Annotated in this window: 21 protein-coding genes; 18 read left to right on the forward strand and 3 right to left on the reverse strand. The window is 72.0% G+C overall.

Going from position 1 to position 19,905, the window contains the following annotated elements; translation table 11 throughout:
* Positions 1 to 132 precede the first annotated feature (132 nt).
* The 7 genes from AB0C38_RS30925 to AB0C38_RS30955 all read left to right on the forward strand — a co-directional run bounded on the left by AB0C38_RS30925 (position 133) and on the right by AB0C38_RS30955 (position 8,772).
* Positions 133 to 1,650, forward strand: a complete 1,518-nt coding sequence (locus AB0C38_RS30925; RefSeq protein WP_360680171.1) for a long-chain fatty acid--CoA ligase — start codon at positions 133 to 135, stop codon at positions 1,648 to 1,650.
* A gap of 10 nt (positions 1,651 to 1,660) precedes the next feature.
* The gene (locus tag AB0C38_RS30930) at positions 1,661 to 1,897 is read left to right on the forward strand and encodes a glutaredoxin family protein (protein ID WP_360680174.1); all 237 of its coding nucleotides are present in this window, start codon (positions 1,661 to 1,663) and stop codon (positions 1,895 to 1,897) included.
* A 190-nt stretch (positions 1,898 to 2,087) separates the two neighbouring features.
* Positions 2,088 to 3,644, forward strand: a complete 1,557-nt coding sequence (locus AB0C38_RS30935; protein ID WP_360680176.1) for a molybdopterin-dependent oxidoreductase — start codon at positions 2,088 to 2,090, stop codon at positions 3,642 to 3,644.
* A 342-nt stretch (positions 3,645 to 3,986) separates the two neighbouring features.
* Positions 3,987 to 4,901 (forward strand): redox-sensing transcriptional repressor Rex, encoded by a 915-nt coding sequence (locus tag AB0C38_RS30940; protein ID WP_360680179.1) that lies wholly within the window; start codon positions 3,987 to 3,989, stop codon positions 4,899 to 4,901.
* Positions 4,898 to 6,205 carry a glutamyl-tRNA reductase gene (locus tag AB0C38_RS30945; protein ID WP_360680181.1) on the forward strand — a complete coding sequence of 436 codons (1,308 nt, stop codon included), beginning with the start codon at positions 4,898 to 4,900 and terminating at the stop codon, positions 6,203 to 6,205. The genes AB0C38_RS30940 and AB0C38_RS30945 overlap by 4 nt, the downstream gene beginning before the upstream one ends.
* A gap of 21 nt (positions 6,206 to 6,226) precedes the next feature.
* Positions 6,227 to 7,156: a hydroxymethylbilane synthase gene (gene hemC / locus AB0C38_RS30950; protein WP_360680184.1), complete on the forward strand. Its 930-nt coding sequence runs from the start codon at positions 6,227 to 6,229 to the stop codon at positions 7,154 to 7,156.
* Between the two features lie 83 nt (positions 7,157 to 7,239).
* A complete protein-coding gene (locus AB0C38_RS30955; RefSeq protein ID WP_360680187.1) occupies positions 7,240 to 8,772 on the forward strand; it encodes a bifunctional uroporphyrinogen-III C-methyltransferase/uroporphyrinogen-III synthase in 1,533 nt (510 codons plus the stop codon).
* A gap of 51 nt (positions 8,773 to 8,823) precedes the next feature.
* Here AB0C38_RS30955 and AB0C38_RS30960 read toward each other — a convergent pair whose 3' ends face one another.
* Both AB0C38_RS30960 and AB0C38_RS30965 read right to left on the reverse strand, forming a co-directional pair.
* A complete protein-coding gene (locus AB0C38_RS30960) occupies positions 8,824 to 9,702 on the reverse strand; it encodes an NAD(P)-dependent oxidoreductase (RefSeq protein WP_360680190.1) in 879 nt (292 codons plus the stop codon).
* On the reverse strand, positions 9,699 to 10,493 hold the full coding sequence (locus AB0C38_RS30965; protein ID WP_360680193.1) for an AraC family transcriptional regulator: 795 nt from the start codon (positions 10,491 to 10,493) through the stop codon (positions 9,699 to 9,701). Before AB0C38_RS30965 ends, AB0C38_RS30960 begins: the two co-directional genes overlap by 4 nt.
* A 111-nt stretch (positions 10,494 to 10,604) precedes the next feature.
* Between AB0C38_RS30965 and hemB the strand changes: the two genes are divergently transcribed.
* From hemB to AB0C38_RS31005, 8 genes are all read left to right on the forward strand, one after another.
* Positions 10,605 to 11,576: a porphobilinogen synthase gene (hemB, locus tag AB0C38_RS30970; protein ID WP_360680196.1), complete on the forward strand. Its 972-nt coding sequence runs from the start codon at positions 10,605 to 10,607 to the stop codon at positions 11,574 to 11,576.
* Positions 11,577 to 11,594: 18 nt separating this feature from the next.
* On the forward strand, positions 11,595 to 12,152 hold the full coding sequence (locus AB0C38_RS30975) for a hypothetical protein (protein ID WP_360680198.1): 558 nt from the start codon (positions 11,595 to 11,597) through the stop codon (positions 12,150 to 12,152).
* Entirely contained in the window at positions 12,149 to 12,595 is a 447-nt protein-coding gene (locus tag AB0C38_RS30980) for a hypothetical protein (protein ID WP_360680201.1), read from the forward strand. The genes AB0C38_RS30975 and AB0C38_RS30980 overlap by 4 nt, the downstream gene beginning before the upstream one ends.
* Before the next feature lie 13 nt (positions 12,596 to 12,608).
* Positions 12,609 to 12,947 (forward strand): hypothetical protein, encoded by a 339-nt coding sequence (locus AB0C38_RS30985; RefSeq protein ID WP_360680204.1) that lies wholly within the window; start codon positions 12,609 to 12,611, stop codon positions 12,945 to 12,947.
* A gap of 62 nt (positions 12,948 to 13,009) precedes the next feature.
* Entirely contained in the window at positions 13,010 to 14,311 is a 1,302-nt protein-coding gene (locus tag AB0C38_RS30990) for an HlyD family efflux transporter periplasmic adaptor subunit (RefSeq protein ID WP_360680207.1), read from the forward strand.
* Positions 14,308 to 15,012: an ABC transporter ATP-binding protein gene (locus AB0C38_RS30995; protein WP_360680209.1), complete on the forward strand. Its 705-nt coding sequence runs from the start codon at positions 14,308 to 14,310 to the stop codon at positions 15,010 to 15,012. The genes AB0C38_RS30990 and AB0C38_RS30995 overlap by 4 nt, the downstream gene beginning before the upstream one ends.
* Positions 15,009 to 16,214, forward strand: coding sequence for an ABC transporter permease (locus AB0C38_RS31000; RefSeq protein WP_360680212.1), 1,206 nt, complete (start codon positions 15,009 to 15,011; stop codon positions 16,212 to 16,214). Before AB0C38_RS30995 ends, AB0C38_RS31000 begins: the two co-directional genes overlap by 4 nt.
* 13 nt (positions 16,215 to 16,227) lie before the next feature.
* Positions 16,228 to 16,839: a hypothetical protein gene (locus tag AB0C38_RS31005; RefSeq protein ID WP_360680215.1), complete on the forward strand. Its 612-nt coding sequence runs from the start codon at positions 16,228 to 16,230 to the stop codon at positions 16,837 to 16,839.
* Here AB0C38_RS31005 and AB0C38_RS31010 read toward each other — a convergent pair.
* On the reverse strand, positions 16,836 to 17,312 hold the full coding sequence (locus AB0C38_RS31010) for a TspO/MBR family protein (RefSeq protein WP_360680218.1): 477 nt from the start codon (positions 17,310 to 17,312) through the stop codon (positions 16,836 to 16,838). The genes AB0C38_RS31005 and AB0C38_RS31010 overlap by 4 nt on opposite strands.
* A 60-nt stretch (positions 17,313 to 17,372) precedes the next feature.
* On the opposite strand from AB0C38_RS31010, the gene hemL reads away from it, so the two are divergent.
* Genes hemL through AB0C38_RS31025 form a run of 3 tightly spaced genes read left to right on the forward strand, consistent with a single transcriptional unit; the run spans position 17,373 to position 19,866 of the window.
* On the forward strand, positions 17,373 to 18,674 hold the full coding sequence (hemL, locus tag AB0C38_RS31015) for a glutamate-1-semialdehyde 2,1-aminomutase (protein WP_360680221.1): 1,302 nt from the start codon (positions 17,373 to 17,375) through the stop codon (positions 18,672 to 18,674).
* Complete coding sequence (locus AB0C38_RS31020; protein WP_360680223.1) at positions 18,671 to 19,297, forward strand: histidine phosphatase family protein; 627 nt, start codon at positions 18,671 to 18,673, stop codon at positions 19,295 to 19,297. Before hemL ends, AB0C38_RS31020 begins: the two co-directional genes overlap by 4 nt.
* Complete coding sequence (locus AB0C38_RS31025; protein WP_360680225.1) at positions 19,294 to 19,866, forward strand: TlpA disulfide reductase family protein; 573 nt, start codon at positions 19,294 to 19,296, stop codon at positions 19,864 to 19,866. Before AB0C38_RS31020 ends, AB0C38_RS31025 begins: the two co-directional genes overlap by 4 nt.
* The last annotated feature ends 39 nt before the right edge of the window (positions 19,867 to 19,905 follow it).

A 19,905-nucleotide genomic window follows, 5' to 3' on the forward strand; every position in this document is an offset into this window, starting at 1 on the left:
CGTGTAGTTACCGCGAAGTAGGTAGTGGCTCCGGGGTTGCACAAACGCGACGTTCGCGGTCAGCACCCATGACGTCGCTCCGAATGACAGACTTGCAACGGTTTGGGCCGGGCGAGGAGAGGTGGACCGCGGGTGAGTGCTCCAGAGGGGACGCAGTCAGGGGTCGGCGGGCTGCTCACACGGGCCGCGGCCACGTGGCCGGACCACCCGGCCGCGCACGAGACCGGCAGCGGGCGGGGCCTGACTTACCGCCAGGTCGAGGCGGCCGTGCAGGCACAGGCCAGGCGGCTGGCCGCCGCGGGCGTCGAGCCCGGCGACCGGGTCGCGCTGCGGCTGCCGACGTCGCTGGACTTCGTGGTCGCGTTCTTCGGCGCGCTGCGCGCCGGGGCGGTCGTCGTGCCGTTGTCGCCGCAGGCGCCGGGGCCCGAGCTCGAGAAGCTGCTCGAGCACAGCGGTGCCAAGGTTGTCATCACGCGCGACGCTGAAGAGGCGCTCCCGGACGGCGTGAGCGGGCTCACTCCGGAATCCGACCCGGATGGAGTAGCCGAGGCCGCCGACGCCGGCCAGGCCGGCTCCGGGGAGGACATCGCCGTCGTCTCGTACACGTCGGGCACCACCGGCCCACCGCGCGGCGTGATGCTGTCGCACCGCGCGCTGCTCGCGAACCTGGAGCAGCTCAGCGGCGTCGAGGGCGTCCTCACGCACGACGACCGCGTGCTGATCACCATCCCGCTCTTCCACGTCTACGGCCTCGGGCCCGGCCTGCTGCAGGCCGTGTCCGTGGGCGCGACGGCCGTCCTGTCGGAGCGCTTCGAGGCGCAGCGCACGCTGGACGACTGCGCCGAACACGGCGTCACGACGATCACCGGCGTCCCGACGATGTACGGCGAGTTCGCCGCGCTCGGCACCGAAGAGCTGAGCCGGGGGCTGGCCACCGTCCGGCGGATGACGTCGGGTGCCGCGCCGCTGCACCCGAAGGTGCTGGGCGCGATCCGCGAGGCCACCGGCCTCGACGTCTACGAGGGCTACGGGCTCACCGAGTGCGCGCCGGTGGTGACGTCGACGCTGGTCACCGGCTACCCGAAGCCCGGTTCGGTCGGGCGGCCGCTGCCCGGCGTCGAGCTGCGGCTGGTGGACAGCGACGGCACCGACCAGGCCGTGCCGCTCGACCCGGACGACGTCGACGACGTCTTCGAGGCCGACGGCGAGACGGGGCTGGTGTCGATCCGCGGCGCGAACCTGTTCTCCGGCTACTGGCCCGACGGCGGCCACGGCCCGGACGACGAGGGCTGGTTCCGCACGGGCGACGTCGGCTACCTCGACGTCGACGGCGACCTGCACCTGGTCGACCGGGCCAACGACCTGATCATCGTCAACGGCTTCAACGTCTTCCCGAACGAGGTCGAGTCGGTCATCGGGCTGCTGCCGGAGGTCACCGAGGCGGCGGTCGTCGGGGTCGTGGACGAGCGAAGCGGCGAAGCGGTGAAGGCGTTCGTCGTGCCGGCGGCCGGGGCGTCGCTGTCGGAGCAGCAGGTCGTCGACCACTGCGCGGCCCACCTGGCCGGGTACAAGGTGCCGCACGCGGTGGAGTTCGCCGAGTCGCTGCCGCATTCGGCGACCGGCAAGCTGCGGCGCGTGCGGTTGCGGTAGTAAGGACGGCATGGCGCACGAAGTGACGGTCATGAGCCGGGTGGGCTGCCACCTCTGCGAGGTCGCGGAGGCGGACGTCGCCCGGATCTGCGGCGAGCTCGGTCTCGCGTGGAAGACGGAGGACGTGGACACGGACCCGGAGTGGCGCGCGGAGTACGGCGACCGGGTCCCGGTGATCCTGGTCGACGGCGCCGAGCACGGGTACTGGCGGGTGGAAGAGGACCGGCTGCGGCGAGCGCTGGCTTGAGCGGCCGGCTCCGAACGTCATGAAAGAGTCGTTCATGTCGCCGGACGCCATGAAAGAGTCGTTCATGACCTCGCTCCGGACGCCGCGAATGAGTCATTCGCGACACCGGGGGCGGCGCCGGCTTGAGCCGTAACACGTCCGTAAGGCACATCGGGCCGCCTTCGGGGCCCGGTGCTCCGAAGATGGAGGCGTGAGCACTCTGCAGGAAGCGCCGCCCGAAGCGCCGAGGCGGCTTTCGCTGCCCGTCGCCACCCTCATCGGGCTCCTCGCGCTGGCCGCGGCCCTCGGGGTCGGGCATCTCGTCGCGGGCTTCGTCGGCTACACCGCTTCGCCGTTCATCGCGGTCGCCAACTACGTCATCGACCACAGTCCGACCGGGATCGTGAAGTGGGCCGAGCGGACCCTGGGCACCTGGGACAAGCCGATCCTCAAGGTCGGCCTCGCCGTCGTGCTCATTCTCTTCGCGTTGCTCGCCGGGCAGCTCTCGCGCCGGACGCCGCGGGCCGGGCAGGTGCTCGTCTTCCTGCTCGGCGCCGCCGGGGTCGCCGCCGTCTACGCGCGCAGTGACCTCGGGCAGGTTTCGCTGCTCGCGCCGGTCGCGGCCCTCGTCGCCGGGCTCGTCGTGTTCACCATGCTGCACCGGCTCGCGCTGCCCGAGGACGTCGTGCACGACCGCGGCTTCGACCGCCGGAAGTTCCTGCGCGCCGGGGTCGGCGTCGCCGCGGGTTCGGGGATCGCCGCGCTCGTCGGGGAGGTGGCGGGGACCAGTTCGGACGCCGAGGACTCCCGGGCCGCCGTCGGGCCGCTCGTCCCCGCCCGCACCGAGCCGGCGCTGCCCGCGGACGCCGACTTCGCGAAGCTGGGCTCGCCGCCGTTCATCACGCCGAACGGCGACTTCTACCGCATCGACACCGCGCTGGTCGTGCCGCAGATCCGCACCGAGGACTGGAGCCTGAAGATCCACGGCATGGTCGACAAGGAGGTCTCCTTCTCCTACGCCGACCTCCGCAACCGGCCGCTGGTCGAGCGCCGCGTCACGCTGACCTGCGTCTCCAACGAGGTCGGCGGCCCGCTGATCTCGAACGCGACCTGGCTCGGCGTCGACCTCGTCGACCTGCTCGACGAAGCCGGCGTGCAGCCCGGCGCCGAGCAGATGTACGCCACCAGCGTCGACGGCTGGACGTGCGGCACCCCGGCGAACGTCGCGCTCGACCCGGCGCGCGGCGCGATGCTGGCGATCGGCATGAACGGCGAACCGCTGCCGGTCGAGCACGGCTTCCCGGCGCGGATCGTCATCCCCGGCCTGTACGGCTACGTGTCCGCGACGAAGTGGGTCGAGTCCCTCGAATTCGCCAAGTGGGACGACCGGCAGGCGTACTGGCTCAGCCGCGGCTGGGCCGAGCAGGCGCCGATCAAGACGGAGTCCCGGATCGACACCCCGGCCGCGTCCGGCCACGTGCCGGCGGGCAAGGTCCGGCTGGCCGGCACGGCGTGGGCGCAGCACACCGGCGTCGCGAAGGTCGAGGTCCGGCTGGACCAGGGCGCGTGGCAGCCGGCGATGCTCTCGGCCGAGGTGAGCAAGGACACCTGGCGCATGTGGTGGATCGAGCTGGACGTGCCGCAGGGGACGCACCAGGCGTTCGTCCGGGCAACCGACCAGGACGGCTACACGCAGACGGAGAACCGCGCGGACCCGGTCCCGGACGGGGCCACCGGCTGGCACTCGGTGACCCTCGACGCCCGCTGAGCCGCCCCGCACCCGGGGGCCGTTCACCGTGTCCGGTGGCCCGCTCGCCGCGTCGCGGCCGGCGCCACCGGCCGGCACTCGATCACCCTCGACGCGCGCCGGCCCCCGGAAGTGCCTGCCGGGCAAGGATTCTGACGCCGTGTCATGATCGGCGGGCCCTTCCCAGTCCCCGGGAACCGCCTCCGACCAGTGACTTTGTGCGCGCGTTCACAAGTGGTCTACCGTAAGACCATCGCCCCCGGGCGGTCCGCATCGAACCGGACCCCGCGCCCTGGGTCAAGACACAGTTCGGACCGGCCGTGGCGATGGCCGCCGGGTGCGCAGCGGGCAGGAGACAACGGCGTGGTGACACAGCGGGGGAGGCGCGACGATGCGGGCTCCCCGGGCCGGCCGCCTCGCCGGTCCCGGCGCCAGGACACCCCGGACGCCGACAACGCGCCGACCGCCGAGATCCCCGCGGTACCCGCCGAGGGCACCGGCCGCAACGGGGATGCCCCCGAGGCCGTCCGGGCGAAGCAGATCCCCGAGGCGGCGGTCGCCCGCCTCGCCGTCTACCTCCGCGTGTTGTCCGGAATGTCCGAACAGGGCGCGACGACCGTTTCGAGCGAGGAACTCTCGCAGGCGGCGGGCGTCAATTCCGCGAAATTGCGCAAAGACCTCTCGTACCTGGGCTCCTATGGGACCCGCGGCGTCGGCTACGAAGTCAGCGTCCTGGTCAGCCAGATCGAGCGCATCCTCGGCCTGACCCGGCAGCACAAAGTGGCCGTGGTCGGCATCGGTAACCTCGGCCACGCGCTGGCCAACTACGGCGGCTTCCCCGGGCGCGGATTCCCGGTCGAGGCCCTCTTTGACCTGGACGCGGACCTGATCGGCGTGCCCGTCGGCGGCCTCCCGGTGTCGCACATGGACGACATCCCGCGGGTCTGCGCCGAGCGCGGTATCTCCATCGGCGTGATCGCCACTCCGCCCACCGCCGCGCAATCGGTGTGTGACCGCTTGGTCGCGGGCGGTGTCCAGTGCATCCTCAATTTTGCTCCGGTCGTGCTGCAGGTTCCTGCTCACATCGAGGTCCGCAAGGTGGATTTGGCCGTGGAGCTGCAGATACTCTCGTTCCATGTGGCCCGCCGCGCGGATGATGCCGCCGGCAATCAGGGCAATTCCGGATTACCCGGCACGGGTCTGCCGTCCGACAATGGGAAGGGCGGCCGGAACGGGTCGGGTCCGGACAGCGGACGGGGAATGGTGGTGCGCGGATGAGCGTGTTGGCGGTCGGGCTTTCGCATCGGAGTGCGGAGCTGAGCACGCTCGAGCGTGTCGCGGTACCCGCGCCCGAGGTGGGCAAGATCCTCGACGAGCTGCAGCAGGCCGAGCACGTCAGCGAGGTCATGCTCGTCTCGACGTGCAACCGGATCGAGGTCTACGCGGTCGTCGAGACCTTCCACGGCGGCCTCAACGACGTCTCCGAAGTGCTTTCCCGCCAGGCCGGGATGGAGCCTGCTGATCTCTACGACAGCCTGTACGTGCACTACGCCGGCGCGGCCGTCGAACACCTCTTCTCGGTCACCTCGGGCCTCGACTCGATGGTCGTCGGCGAGACGCAGATCCTCGGCCAGGTCCGGTCCGCCTACGCCACCGCGCGCGAGGCCGGCACCGTCGGCCGCACGCTGCACGAGCTGATCCAGACCACGCTGCGCGTCGGCAAGCGCGTGCACTCCGAGACCGGCCTCGACCAGCTCGGCGCATCGGTCGTTTCCGAAGCGCTCGCCGCAGCCGGCGACGTCACCGGCAAGCACGCCGTCATCGTCGGCGCCGGCTCGATGGGCGCGCTGAGCGCGTCGCAGCTGCGCAAGGCCGGCATCGGCGAGATCACCGTGGCCAACCGCACCGACGCCCGCGCCCGCCGCCTCGCCGCGAACGTCACCGAGCAGGGCGTGCCCGCCCGCGCGGTCCCGCTGTCCCACGTCGCCGACGCGGTGCGTGACGCCGACATCGTGATCTGCTGCACCGGCGCGCAGGACGCCGTCTTCGGCCCCGAGCACGTGCTGCCGCGCGGCGGCCGCGACCTCGTGGTCTGCGACCTCGGCCTGCCTCGCGACGTCGACCCGGCGGTCGGGGAGCTGGCCGCCGTGCGGGTGGTCGACCTGGCCACCATCCAGCGCCGGATGCGCGAAGCCGGCACCCCGACCACCGACCGCCAGACGGCCAAGGCGACCGGCATCGTCCTCGACGAGGTGCGCGACTACCTCGCCGGGCAGCGCAGCGCCGAGGTGACTCCGACGGTGACGGCGTTGCGCCGCCGCGCGGCCGAGGTCGTCGACGCCGAGCTGCTACGGCTGGACCACCGCCTGCCCGACCTCGACGGCGCCGTCCGCGAAGAGGTCGGCCGCACGGTCCGCCGGGTGGTCGACAAGCTGCTGCACGCGCCGACGGTGCGGGTCAAGCAGCTGGCCGCCGAGACGGCCGACACCGACTACGCGAACGCGTTGCGTGAACTGTTCTGCCTCGACCCGCAGGCACCCGCCGCGGTGGCGAGCCCGACGCCCCCACCAGAGAAGAAGTAGTAAGTGACCAGAGTCATTCGCATGGGCACGCGCGGATCGAAGCTCGCGCTCACCCAGACCGGGATCGTCGCCGACGCCCTGCGCGCCACCGGCGTCGAGGTCGAGATCGTCAAGGTGACCACCCCCGGCGACAAGTCGATGGCGCCCATCGCGACGATCGGCGTCGGCGTGTTCACCTCCGCGCTGCGGGAAGCGTTGCTGCGCAACGAGGTCGACGTCATCGTCCACTCGTACAAGGACCTGCCGACCGCACCCGAGCCGGGCATCACGCTCGCCGCCGTGCCGCCGCGCGAGGACCCGCGAGACGCGCTGATCGCGCGTGACGGGCTGACTTTGGGAGAGCTGCCGCCGGGTTCGAAGGTGGGCACGGGCGCGGCCCGGCGCATCGCGCAGCTGAACGCGCTGGGTCTCGGTTTGGAAATCGTGCCGATTCGCGGCAATATCGACACCCGCATGCGCAAGGTCACCGACGGCGAGCTGGATGCCGTGGTGCTGGCGCGTGCCGGACTGGCCAGGGTCGGACTGGTCGAGGTGATCACCGAGACCCTCGACCCGATCCAGATGCTGCCCGCGCCCGCCCAGGGTGCGCTGGCGGTGGAGTGCCGGACCGCCGACGTGGACCTCGAGCACCTGCTCGCATCCACATTGGACGACGAGGGCACGCGGGCCGCGGTGACGGCCGAGCGTGCTCTGCTGGCCGCGCTCGAGGCGGGGTGCAGCGCGCCGGTGGGCGCGCTCGCCGAGATCGTCGAAGATCTCGACGCCGACGGCAAGGTCGTGGAACGGATCTCGCTGCGCGGCACCGCCGCGATCGAGGGCGAGGAAGGTGCGGTGGACATGGTCCGGGCCATCGCGCTGGCCGACAAGCACCAGGCCGCCCAGCTGGGCAAGGACCTGGCCGCCGAGCTGCTGGACCTCGGAGCCGGAGCCCTCTCCGGTCCCGCTCAGTAGCGCTTACCGAGCGCTTCTAAAAGACGTAGGAGACCTGCGTCCGTGCGATCCCGCACGGCCGCCGCAAGAGGAGAAACGCACAGATGACCCCCGCGCGAAAGACCACCGGGCGCGTAGCGTTCGTGGGCTCCGGGCCCGGCGACGCCGGCCTGCTCACGGTCCGTGCCCAGGAACTGCTCGCCAAGGCCGAGGTCGTGGTGACCGACCCCGACGTGCCCCAGGCCGTGCTGGCCATGGCGGCCGAGGGCGCCGAGGTCCGGCCCGCCGTCGGCGAGGCCACCGAGGTCGCCAAGGACCTCACCGCCGAGGCCAAGGCCGGCCGGCTGGTGCTGCGCCTGGTCGCGGGCGACCCGCTGACCACCCCGGCCGTGGTGGCCGAGGTGCAGGCGGTCGCGCGCACGAGCGCCGTGTTCGACGTCATCCCGGGCGTTTCCCCGGGCGCGGCCGTCCCGGCGTACGCGGGCGTCGCACTGGGCGGCACGCACACCGAGGTCGACGTCCGCGGCGACGTCGACTGGGCGGCACTGGCCGCCTCGCCGGGCCCGCTGGTGCTGCACGCGACGTCGGCCCACCTGGCCGAGGCCGCGTCGGCGCTGACCGGCAACGGCGTGCCGGCGTCGACCCCGGTCGCGGTCACCGCGAACGGCACCATCAACACCCAGCGCACCCTCGACACCACGCTCGAGAAGGTCGCCAACGACGCGGGCGAGCTCGTCGGGCCGCTGATCGTCACGATCGGCCAGGCCGCCGGGCACCGCTCGAAGCTGTCGTGGTGGGAGTCCCGCGCGCTCTACGGCTGGAAGGTCCTGGTGCCGCGCACCAAGGAGCAGGCCGGCGAGATGGCCGAGCGCCTGCGCGGCCACGGTGCGACGTCGCACGAGGTGCCGACCATCTCGGTCGAGCCGCCCCGCAGCCCGGCGCAGATGGAGCGTTCGGTCAAGGGCCTGGTCGACGGCCGCTACCAGTGGATCGTCTTCACCTCCACCAACGCGGTCCGCGCGGTGTGGGAGAAGTTCGAGGAGTTCGGCCTGGACGCCCGCGCGTTCTCCGGCGTGAAGATCGCCTGCGTCGGCGCGGCCACCGCGGAGAAGGTGCGCTCGTTCGGCATCATCCCGGAGCTCGTTCCCTCCGGTGAGCAGTCTTCGGAAGGCCTGCTGGCCGAGTTCCCGCCGTACGACGACGTGCTCGACCCGGTCGACCGCGTGCTGCTCCCGCGGGCGGACATCGCCACCGAAACGCTGTCGGCCGGCCTGCGCGAGCGCGGCTGGGAGATCGACGACGTGACGGCCTACCGGACCGTTCGGGCCGCGCCGCCGCCCGCCGAGACCCGCGAGATGATCAAGACCGGCGGGTTCGACGCGGTCTGCTTCACCTCGTCCTCGACCGTGCGGAACCTGGTCGGCATCGCCGGCAAGCCGCACACCCGCACGCTGGTCGCGTGCATCGGCCCGAAGACCGCGGAGACCGCGGTCGAGTTCGGGCTCCGCGTCGACGTCCAGCCGGAGAAGGCCGACGTCCCGCACCTGGTCGACGCTCTGGCCGAGCACGCCGCGCGGCTTCGCGCGGAAGGCGCCCTGCCGCCGCCGCGCAAGGCGAAGCGGGCTCGCCGCTCCTGAAGTACTGCGTGACGAAGGCCGCTCCGGTTCGCCGGGGCGGCCTTCGTTCGTTCAGCGGGGGTTGGTCTCGCGCCACTTCTTGTAGTCGGCCACCGAAGCCGCGACGTCGAACTGGGGCTTGAAGCCCGTGTCCGCCGTCAGGCGGGAGATGTCCAGGTGCGGGCTGTTCACCCCTCCGGGCGGGAGGTCGATCCCCATCACAGCAGCGAACTCGCCGTAGGTGAACGGGCGGCCGCTGGACAAGTTGTACGTGTCGTGCTGCAACGTCGGTGCCGTGGTCAGCAACGCGATCGCGCGGCCCGCGTCCGGCGCGTAGCAGACGTCGCCGCCGTCGCCGGTGTGCAAGTCCGGGGGCGGCGAGGCCGAGTTGACCAACGAGGGGATCGGGCAGAACGGCGACGCCGGATCCACCAGCGGACCCCAGATCGTCCCGATCCGAAGCACCACCGGCTGGACGCCGCTGCCCGCGAGGCTGTGCGTCGTGAGCGGCTCGACCGCCTTCTTGAACGCGATGATCAAGTGCGGCAGGGCGGTCGTCGGCAGGGAAAGGTCCTCGGTCCAGGGGATCTCCGGGCGGCCGGCGTACACCCCGAGGCTGCTCGCCACGGCGAACCGGCGGACACCCCAGGTGCGGGCCGCGTCGAGGGCGTTGACCAGGCCGGTCAGGTCCGTGCGGAAGAAGTCCACCGGATCGTCGCCGGGGATGCTGCCCGCCAGGTGGACGATGTCGCTGATCGCGTGCCGCTCGCCCAGCGCGAGGAACGCGGCCCGGTCGGTGACGTCGAGGGTCTCCACGGTGACCCGCCCCTCGAGGAAGGCCGGGACCTCGACGCGCCGGTGGGCGGTGACGACGACGTCGTGGCCGAGAGCGAGGAGCGCGCGGGCGGTGTGGGCGCCGATCATGCCGAGGCCGCCGGTGACGAGGATCATCGCGCCAGGCTAGGGACGCCGGGCCGGCCGTTCTTGAACGAATCGCGCAGGAACGGCAGGTAGGACGCCGAGTGGTCGTGGCCGCAGGCGCACTCCTCGACGCTGCCGCCCAGCAGCCCGCGCGGGGTGAGGCCGGTCAGGCGGAGGCACTCCCGGTTGAGGTGCGCCTGGTCGGCGTACCCGGCGTCGGCGGCGAGCCCGGCCGCGCTCCGGAGCCCGGCCTGGGCCAGCGCGAGGAAGCCCTGGAACCGCAGCGTCCGCTGCAGGACCTTCGGCGAGACACCCACGGCGCGCAGGCAACGGCGCCGTAGCTGGCTGGGCGACAGCGCGAGGTGACCGGCCAGCGCGTCGATGTCGACCGGGCGCCACGGCATCAGCGCCTCGACGGCCGCGCCCACCAGCGGGTCCACCGGGCTTCGCGGCAGGTGGGCCTGCAGGACCGCGAGCGCGCGTTCCGGGGATCCGGCCGTGGCCACCGCGTCGGCCAGCCGGTCGTCCGCCAGGTCGACGTGCTGGTCGACCAGCTCGTCGAGGGCCACCGGGAGCGGCGGCGCGGCGCCCGGCCGGTACCGCACCCCGACCAGGGTGGTGTGCGCCGGGACGACCTCGATCCGGGCGGCGGTCAGCGGGCCGAGCAGCCGGGGCCGGCCGCCGATCGGGAAGTGCAGCTCGACGCCGCCGGTGGGCAGGTGCCGTTGCGCGTACGGCGCGTCGCCGGTGCGCTGGACCCAGACCGTCCGCACGATCCCGGCCAGCTCCGGCACGGGCAGGCGCTCGACGTACTCGGTCACGTCTTCACCGAATCGTCCGGGCCGAACGGCGTCAAGCCATTCACCGAGCGGAAAGTGCCGCTGAGCACCCTTGCGGAACTCGCGCCGGACCGCGCGGAGTAACTTGGAAGGGTGTTCCCCGAGCATCGTCCCCGCAGGCTCCGCACCACGCCCGCTATGCGCCGGCTGGTCGGTGAAACGACGCTGCGGCCGCGCCAGCTGATCCTCCCGATGTTCGTCGCCGAGGGCCTCGACCAGCCGAAGGCGATCTCGAGCATGCCGGGCGTCGTCCAGCACACCCGCGACACGCTGCGGAAGGCCGCCGTCGACGCGGTCAACGCCGGCGTCGGCGGGCTCATGCTGTTCGGCATCCCCGAGACCCGTGACGCCGAGGGCTCCGGGGCGGTCGACGAGAACGGCATCCTCAACGTCGCCCTGCGCGACCTGCGCCACGAGCTCGGCGACGCGACCGTGCTGATGGCCGACACGTGCCTCGACGAGTTCACCGACCACGGCCACTGCGGCGTCCTGGACGCCGACGGCGGGGTCGACAACGACGCCACCCTGCGCTTGTACGCCGAGATGGCCGTCGCGCAGGCCGAAGCCGGGGCGCACGTGCTCGGGCCGTCCGGGATGATGGACGGCCAGATCGGCGTCATCCGCCGCGCGCTCGACGAGGTCGGCCACAACGACAAGGCCATCCTCGCGTACGCCGCGAAGTACGCCAGCGCCTTCTACGGCCCGTTCCGCGAGGCCGTCGACTCGCAGCTCAAGGGCGACCGCAAGACCTACCAGCAGGACCCGGGCAACGCCCGCGAAGCGCTGCGCGAGATCGAGCTGGACCTCGCCGAGGGTGCGGACATGATCATGGTCAAGCCTGCACTGTCCTATTTGGACGTCGTCAAGGCGGCCGCGGACATCTCCCCGGTCCCGGTGGCGGCGTACAACATCTCGGGCGAGTACGCGATGGTCGAGGCGGCCGCGGCGAACGGCTGGCTCGACCGCGAGCGCACGGTCCTCGAGGTCCTGACGTCGATCCGCCGCGCCGGCGCCGACATGATCCTCACGTACTGGGCCGCCGAGGCCGCTGCCTGGCTGGACTGACCAGCTATATTCACCCGCGTGGCGGACAGCAACCCCGAAAAAGCCGACATCGAGGACCTCAGCGGTCTCACCGACGACGAACGACGCAAGAAGGGCCGCTCGCCGGACCCGCTGATGCCGGGTCAGAAGGCGCCGAAGGCGACGCCGCCGCGGCCCGTGGCGATCTCGTTCTGGCTGTGGCTCGCCGGTGGCGTGGTGCTGATCCTCAGCTACGTCCAGCTGCTGACCAGCAAGTCCGCCGTCATCGACCAGTACGTCAAGGGCACCACCGACCCGAAGTACACGCCGCAGATGATCGCGGACGGCGTCACGGCGCTGCTCTGGTACCTGCTCGGCGGGGCGATCGTGTTCGTGCTGCTGTTCCTGCTCTTCGCGTACAAGGCCCGCGAAGGCACCCGCTCGGCCCGGACGGTGCTCACCGTCCTGCCGATCGTCATGGTGCTGCTGATCATGGTCGTCGCGCCGATCATCAACTACCTGACGCTCGTCGCGGTGCTGATGTTCGTCATCGCGCTGGTCATGATGTACCTGCCGTCGGTGGCCGGCTACTTCCCGAAGGCCGGCCGCAAGCCGTGAGCGACCGGCTCTACGCCGAGTCCGGCGTGAGCTGGACCGCCATCGTGTGGGGCCCGGTGTTCGCGCTGGTCGGCGCGCTGGCCGAGCTCGCCACGGGCGGTCCGGTGCACATCGTGGGCTGGGTGCTGGTCGGCGCCGGGCTGTGCGTGATCACGGTGCCGTGGGTGTACGCGCGGCGCCGGTTCCTCTCGCTGGAAGTCACGACGAAGCAGCTGCGCCAGGGCCGGGAGAAGGTGCAGGCGGACCAGCTCGCCTCGGTGACGGACGTCGGCACGCCGACCGGCGCGCGGGTGCTGGGCGGCGGCTGGTCGGTGCCGCGCAAGTACGACTCGCTGCCGGTGGAGCTCGCGGACGGCACGGTGGTCTTGGCGTGGGCGAAGGACGTCGAAGCCCTCCAGGACGCGCTCGACCGGCTCGTCCGGGCGACGCCGAAGGAAGCATGAGAAAATCGCTTCCGTGATCGACCTTCCGCAGCCCACCGGGGCCGAGCTCTGGCCACCCGAAGAGCCCGGTCCGCGCGCCCGGCTGCACAAGCCGTGGCGGACGCTCGTCGCCGTCGTGGAGGTCGTGCTCGCCGTCGCCGGCGGCTGGGCCGCTTACGCGCTCTGGCACGGCGGGTCCGCCACCGTGGTCACGCGCACCGACGACGGTGCGATCCTCGAGTCGCACCGGTACTTCGGCGGGATGCTCGCCGCCGCCATCGGGCTCGGGACCGTGGCCGCGATCCTGCTGGTCGACGCGGTGCGTCAGCTCTCGCTCGCGGTCCGTGCGCGGCACCCGAAGCCCAAGGCCTGATACACAGCTCCCGCACAGGGAACGAACAGTCAATTGCTAAGCGGCGGCACCACTGTTGCCGCATGACGCGCGTGCGTGCCTCGAAGGCATGGGTGATCAACGGTGCTCTGGTCGTACTGCTGGCCGGAGCCGGTTTCGGGATATACCAGGCATTCAGCCCCGAACCGAACACGGCGCAGGCGCAGACGCGCAGCACCGCGGTGCGCCGGGCGACGGTCACCGAAACCATCTCCGCCGCCGGGACGCTCGCCAGCAGCTACACCGGCGCCGCGAACTTCTCGAGCGCGGGCAAGGTCACCTCGATCGACGTGAAGGTCGGCGACGTCGTGAGCGCCGGCCAGAAGCTCGCCACCATCGACAGCACGCAGGCGTCGAAGCAGCTTCAGGTCGCGAAGGCGAATCTCGCGGTCGCGCAGGACAGCCTGGACTCCGCCGAGGACGCCGAAGACACCCCGGCGACCGGGCAGAACGGCCAGAGCTCCCAGAACAGCGCGCAGTCGGCGGCCAACAGCGTCACGTCGGCGCAGGCGAAGCTGGACCAGGCCGAGCTCGACGTCCAGACCGCGCAGGAGACGCTCGACAACACCACGCTCGTCGCGCCCGGCGCCGGCACGGTCACCGCGGTCAACGGCACCGTCGGGCAGCAGTCCTCCAGCGGCGCGGCGTCGAGCAGCAGCTCGCAGGCGTCCTCGAGCGGTAGCGGGCAGGGCGGGCAGGGCTCGTCGAACTCCGGCACCGCGTCGAGCAGCAGCACCAGCAGCAGCGGCTTCATCACCATCACGAACATGACCGGCCTGGTCGTGAACACCTCGGTCGCCGAGATCGACGTCAGCAAGGTCAAGGCGGGCCAGAAGGCCACCGTGACCCTCAACGCGCTGCCGGACAAGCCGGTCCAGGCGACCGTCTCGAGCATCAACCTGACGCCGACGACGAGCGGCAGCGTCGTGTCCTACGGCGCGCAGCTGGCCCTGACCGACCCGCCGGACGGGCTGCGGCCCGGCCAGTCGGCGAGTGTCGTGATCACCGTCGCGTCCGCCGAGAACGCGCTGAGCGTGCCGGCCGCGGCCGTGACGACGGCCGGCAACACCAACGTCGTCACCGTGCAGGAGAACGGCCGGAACGTCACGCGGCAGGTGCAGGTCGGCATCCGCGGCGAGTCGACGGTGCAGATCACCTCCGGGCTGACCGAGGGCGAGAACGTGGTGCTCACCGCGACGGCCGCGACCGGCGGCACGGGCACCGGCCGCACCGGCACCGGGACGGGCGGCACCGGCGGCTTCCCCGGCGGCGGGACCGGCGGTTTCCCCGGCGGCGGCCAGCGCGGCACGGGTACCGGTGGCGGCGGTTTCGGCGGCCGCGGGTGAACCCGGTGATCGCGGTCTCCGGGCTGCGCAAGACCTACGGCGCCGGGGAGACGGCCGTGCACGCGCTGCGCGGCGTCGAGCTCACCGTGTGGCCCGGCGAGTACGTCGCCATCATGGGCGCCTCGGGCTCCGGCAAGTCGACGCTGCTGAACATGCTCGGCTGCCTCGACATCCCGACGTCCGGCCAGTACCTGTTGGACGGTTTCGGCGTCGGGAAGCTGAACGAACGGCAGTTGGCGTTGCTGCGCAACCGGAAGATCGGCTTCATCTTCCAGTCGTTCAACCTGGTGCCGCGGACGTCCGCGCTGTCCAATGTGGAACTCCCACTCGTCTACAGTGGACTCAAGCGGTCGGAACGCCGCCGTCGCTCGCTCGCGGCGCTCGAGATGGTCGGGCTTTCGGACCGGGCCAAGCACCTCCCCAGTGAGCTGTCCGGCGGGCAGATCCAGCGCGTCGCCGTGGCGCGGGCGCTGGTCACCGGCCCGGCGATGCTGCTGGCCGACGAGCCCACCGGCAACCTGGACCGCCACAGCACCGAGGACGTCCTCGGGGTGTTCGACCGGCTCAACCGGCTCGGCCGCACCATCGTCGTGATCACGCACGAGGACGAGGTCGCCGCGCACGCGCACCGCGTCGTGCGGGTGGACGACGGGCTCATCGTGTCGGACGAGGTCACGCGTGCGGTCGGAGCGGTCTCGTGAACTTCTTCGAAGTCCTGCGCTTCGCCGTCCGCGGGCTCACCGCGAACAAGCTGCGCTCGGCGCTCACCACGCTCGGCATCACCATCGGCGTCGCGGCGGTGATCCTGCTCGTCGCGGTCGGCAACGGCGCGTCGGCGGCCATCGCGGCCAGCATCCAGGGCCTCGGCACCAACGTCGTCAACGTCTCCCCGGCGCGCGGCGGCGGGCAGGGCGCGTCGGCGCGGCCGCTGACCGTCCAGGACGCGCACGCGCTCGTCGACCCCGTCGGCGCGCCGGACGTCAAGGCCGCCTCGCCGGTGGTGAACACGACGGCGACCGCGACCTACGGGCAGACGTCGTACGACATCTCGACCGTCGCGGGCACCGAACCGGCGTACTTCGCGACGACCAACCGCGACCTCGCCCAAGGGCAGCTGTTCACCAGCGAGGACGTCACGGCCGCGCGCAAGGTCGTCGTCCTCGGCCCGACGACGGCGGAGTCGATCTTCGGCAGCAGCACCGACGCGGTCGGCAAGAACGTGCTGCTCAACAGCATCCAGTTCACCGTGGTCGGGGTGCTCCAGGCCAAGGGCAGCACCGGGCTGCAGAACGCCGACGACGTCGCGATCGCGCCGATCTCGGCCGTGCAGAACTCGCTGGCCGGCTACGGCAGCCTCAGCCAGATCGCCGTCCAGGCCACCAGCGCGGACTCCGTCTCGCTGGCCCAGTCCGAGATCACCGCGATCCTCAACGCGCGGCACGGCATCCGGCTCGGCGGCACCGCCGACTACCAGATCCAGAACTCCGAGCAGCTGCTCGCGACGCGGACGTCGGCGACGGAGACGTTCACCGTCCTGCTGGCGGCGGTCGCGGCGATCTCCCTGCTCGTCGGCGGGATCGGCGTCACCAACATCATGCTCGTCACGGTGACCGAACGGATCCGCGAGATCGGCATCCGCAAGGCCATCGGCGCCCCGCGCGCGGCCATCCTCGGTCAGTTCCTCGCCGAAGCGACCATGCTCAGCCTGTTCGGCGGGCTGCTCGGCGTCGCGATCGGGCTGATCGGCAGCGAGTTCACCATCTCCGGGATCAAACCGGTCGTGGTGCCCTCGTCGATCCTGCTCGCCTTCGCGGTATCCGCCCTGATCGGGCTGTTCTTCGGCAGCTTCCCGGCGAACCGGGCCGCCAAGCTGCGGCCGATCGACGCCCTGCGTCACGAATAAGGAGTCTCCGTCTATGTCTTCGTCCACGACGACCCCGCCGGGACCGGCGCCGCAGGACGAGCCGACGGCCGTCCTCCCGGCCGTCGAGCCGACCGCGGAGCAGATCATCGCCAACCCGGCGGTCGGCGGTGACCTGAACGCGGAGATGCGCCGCGCCGCGAAGCCGTTCTCCCGCGCCACGCTGGTGCTGGCCGGGATCGTGGTGCTCGCGATCGCGTTCGGCGGCGGTGCCTGGACGCACGCCGCGTTCGGCTCGTCGTCCTCCTCGACGCCCACTGGGCGCCAGGGCGGCGGCTTCGGCGGTCAGCAGGCCCAGGGCGGCACCGGCCAGACCGGCGGTACCGGGCAGACCGGCGGCACCGGCCAGCAGGGCGGCGGCTTCCGCGGCGCGGGCGGCCGCGGCACGACGGGCACGGTCGACCACGTCGACGGCACCACGGTGTACGTGAAGACCGCGCAGGGCGCCGACGTCAAGGTGTCCACTTCGGACTCGACCACGGTCGGCGTGACCCAGCAGGGCAAGCTCTCGGACCTCAAGCCGGGCTCGACGGTCGTCGTCCAGGGGCAGGCCGGCGACGACGGGACGGTGGCCGCGCAGGCCATCACCCAGCAGGCCGGGCGCTAGTTGAGCGCGACGATCGCGGTGTTGAGCGCCGTCGCGTAGAGGATCCAGGCGAGGTACGGCGCGAGCAACGCGGCGGCCGGCTTCGACCGGCGGGCGAACAGGACGATCGTCACGATCACGACGACGTCCAGCACGACGATGTCGACGAGTGCCGCCTTCGCCGCGCCGCCCTCGAAGAAGAGCGGTGTCCACAGCAGGTTGGCCAGCAGCCCGATGCCGTACGCGGCGAAGCCCCGGGTTTCGCCGTCCGTGCGCCAGTACAGCCAGCCGGACACCGCGATCAGGACGTACAACACCGTCCACACCGGACCGAAAAGCGACCCGGGCGGTGCCCACGACGGCAGCACGAGGCGGGCGTAGACGTCCCGCGAGGACGACGCGGCCAAGGCGCCGACCACGGCCACCACGGCGACGACGCCGAGGAAGCAGGCCAGCACCAGCCACGGGTTGCGCTGTGACGCACGTTCGGTCACCGGCTGTTCCCCTCCCGGGCGGCGTCCGGCCATCCTAGGGGGGTTTGCGAGACTGGGCAGGTGAGCACTGGAACCGAGCAGTCCAAGGCATGGTTCGAACGCGCGAAGGCGGCCGTCCCGGGCGGGGTGAACTCGCCGGTCCGGGCGTTCAACTCGGTTGGCGGCACCCCGCGGTTCATGGTCCGCGGCGAGGGCCCCCACCTGTGGGACGCCGACGGAAACCGCTATGTCGACCTGGTGTCTTCCTGGGGGCCGATGATCCTGGGCCACGCGCACCCGCGGGTCGTCGAGGCGGCGCGCGAGGCGGCGTCGTCCGGGCTGTCGTTCGGCACGCCGACGATCGGCGAGGTCGAGCTGGCCGAGGAGATCATCGGCCGGGTCGAGCCCGTCGAGCAGGTGCGCCTGGTCAACTCGGGCACCGAGGCGACGATGAGCGCGATCCGGCTGGCCCGCGGGTTCACCGGCCGGTCGAAGATCGTGAAGTTCGCCGGGTGTTACCACGGTCACGTCGACGCGCTGCTCGCGCAGGCCGGCTCCGGCGTCGCGACGCTCGGGCTGCCGACGTCGCCGGGCGTCACCGGTGCTCAGGCCGCGGACACGATCGTGCTGCCCTACAACGACCTCGACGCCGTCCGGCAGTCCTTTGTGGACAACCCGGACGCGATCGCGGCGGTGATCACCGAGGCCGCGGCGGGCAACATGGGCGCGATCGCGCCGGACGAAGGCTTCAACGCCGGCCTGCGCGACCTGGCCCACGAGCACGGCGCGCTGCTCGTCATGGACGAGGTGATGACCGGCTTCCGCGTGTCGGCCGCGGGCTGGTTCGGCCTCGAAGGCGTGGCCGGCGACCTCTACACGTTCGGCAAGGTGATGTCCGGCGGCCTGCCGGCGGCGGCGTTCGGCGGCCGCGCCGACGTGATGGCCAAGCTCGCTCCGGGCGGGCCGGTCTACCAGGCCGGGACGCTTTCCGGGAACCCCGTCGCGGTGGCCGCGGGCCTCGCGACGCTGCGCACGGCCGACCACGCCGTGTACGCGGCGCTCGACGCCAACGCGAAGCGCCTCGGCGACCTCTTCCGCCGCGAGCTGAGCGCCGCCGGGGTCGCGAACAACGTGCAGTACGCGGGCAACCTGGTCAGCGTGTTCTTCGGTGAGCAGCCGGTCCGCGACTACGCCGGCGCGCAGGCGTCCGAGACGTGGCGGTACCCGGCGTTCTTCCACGCGTTGCTCGACGCGGGCGTGTACGGGCCGCCGAGCGCGTACGAGGCCTGGTTCGTCAACGCGGCCATGGACGACGACGCGTTCTCGGTGATCGAAGCGGCCCTGCCGGCGGCGGCCCGCGCGGCGGCGGAGGCGGTCAAGTGACCACCGTCGTCCACATGCTTCGCCACGGCGAAGTGCACAACCCCGAGAAGATCCTCTACGGCCGTCTGCCGGGCTACCGGCTGTCCGAGCGCGGCCAGCGGCAGGCGCTGACGGTCGCCGAGGCCGTCGCCGGCCACGACCTCGTGCACGTCGTCGCCTCGCCGTTGCAGCGCGCGCAGGAGACGGCGGGCCCGATCGCCGCGGCGCACCGGCTCGACATCGCGACCGACTCGGAGCTGATCGAGGCGGGCAACCAGTTCGAGGGCCTGCACGTCGCGGTCGGCGACGGCGCGCTGCGGGAGCCTCGCCACTGGCCGAAGCTGGTCAACCCGTTCAAGCCGTCGTGGGGCGAGCCCTACCTCGAGATCGCGCACCGGATGCTGGGCGCGGTCCACCGGGCCCGGGAGGCGGCCGAGGGGCACGAGGCGCTCTGCGTGTCGCACCAGCTGCCGATCTGGACGCTGCGGCGGTTCCTCGAGGGCCGGAAGCTGTGGCACGACCCGCGACGTCGTCAGTGCTCGCTGGCGTCGCTGACTTCGCTGGTCTTCGACGGCGACGAGCTGCGCGAGATCGTCTACAGCGAGCCCGCCGGCTCCACCGACCCGAAGGTGACCGGGGCATGAAACGGCTGGTCGCCGGGGTGGTCGCGCTGCTGGCGCTCGCGGGCTGCAGCGGCGGCAAGGACGCGGTGGTGCAGGGGAGCAGCTTCAGCTTCGTCTCCCCGGGCGGCAAGGTCGACATCACGTACGACCTGTCCCAGCGCCAGACGGCGCCGGTGCTGGCGGGCGACGACCTGATGAACGAGGGCAAGCAGCTGTCGCTGGCGGACTTCCCCGGCAAGGTCGTCGTGCTCAACCTGTGGGGCCAGTGGTGCGGGCCGTGCCGCACGGAGGTCCCGGAGCTGGAGTCGCTGGCTCGCCAGGCACCGGGCGTCCAGGTGGTGGGCATCGACGTCCGCGACCCGGCGCGCGACGTGGCGCAGGACTTCGTGCAGGACCGGAAGCTGACGTACCCGTCGATCTACGACCCGGACGGCCGGGTCCTGCTCAAGCTGAGCGGCTACCCGCGCAACATCATCCCGTCGACGATCGTCCTGGACAAACAGCACCGCGTGGCGGCGGTCTTCCTACGGCAGGTGCTGGCCCAGGACCTGCTGCCGGTGACGCAGCGCCTGGAGGCGGAGCAGGCCTGATTCGGCCCAGGCTGAAACCCCTACACCGGCCGCACGGTT

This window comes from Amycolatopsis sp. NPDC048633 (assembly GCF_040650695.1).
Lineage (GTDB): Bacteria > Actinomycetota > Actinomycetes > Mycobacteriales > Pseudonocardiaceae > Amycolatopsis.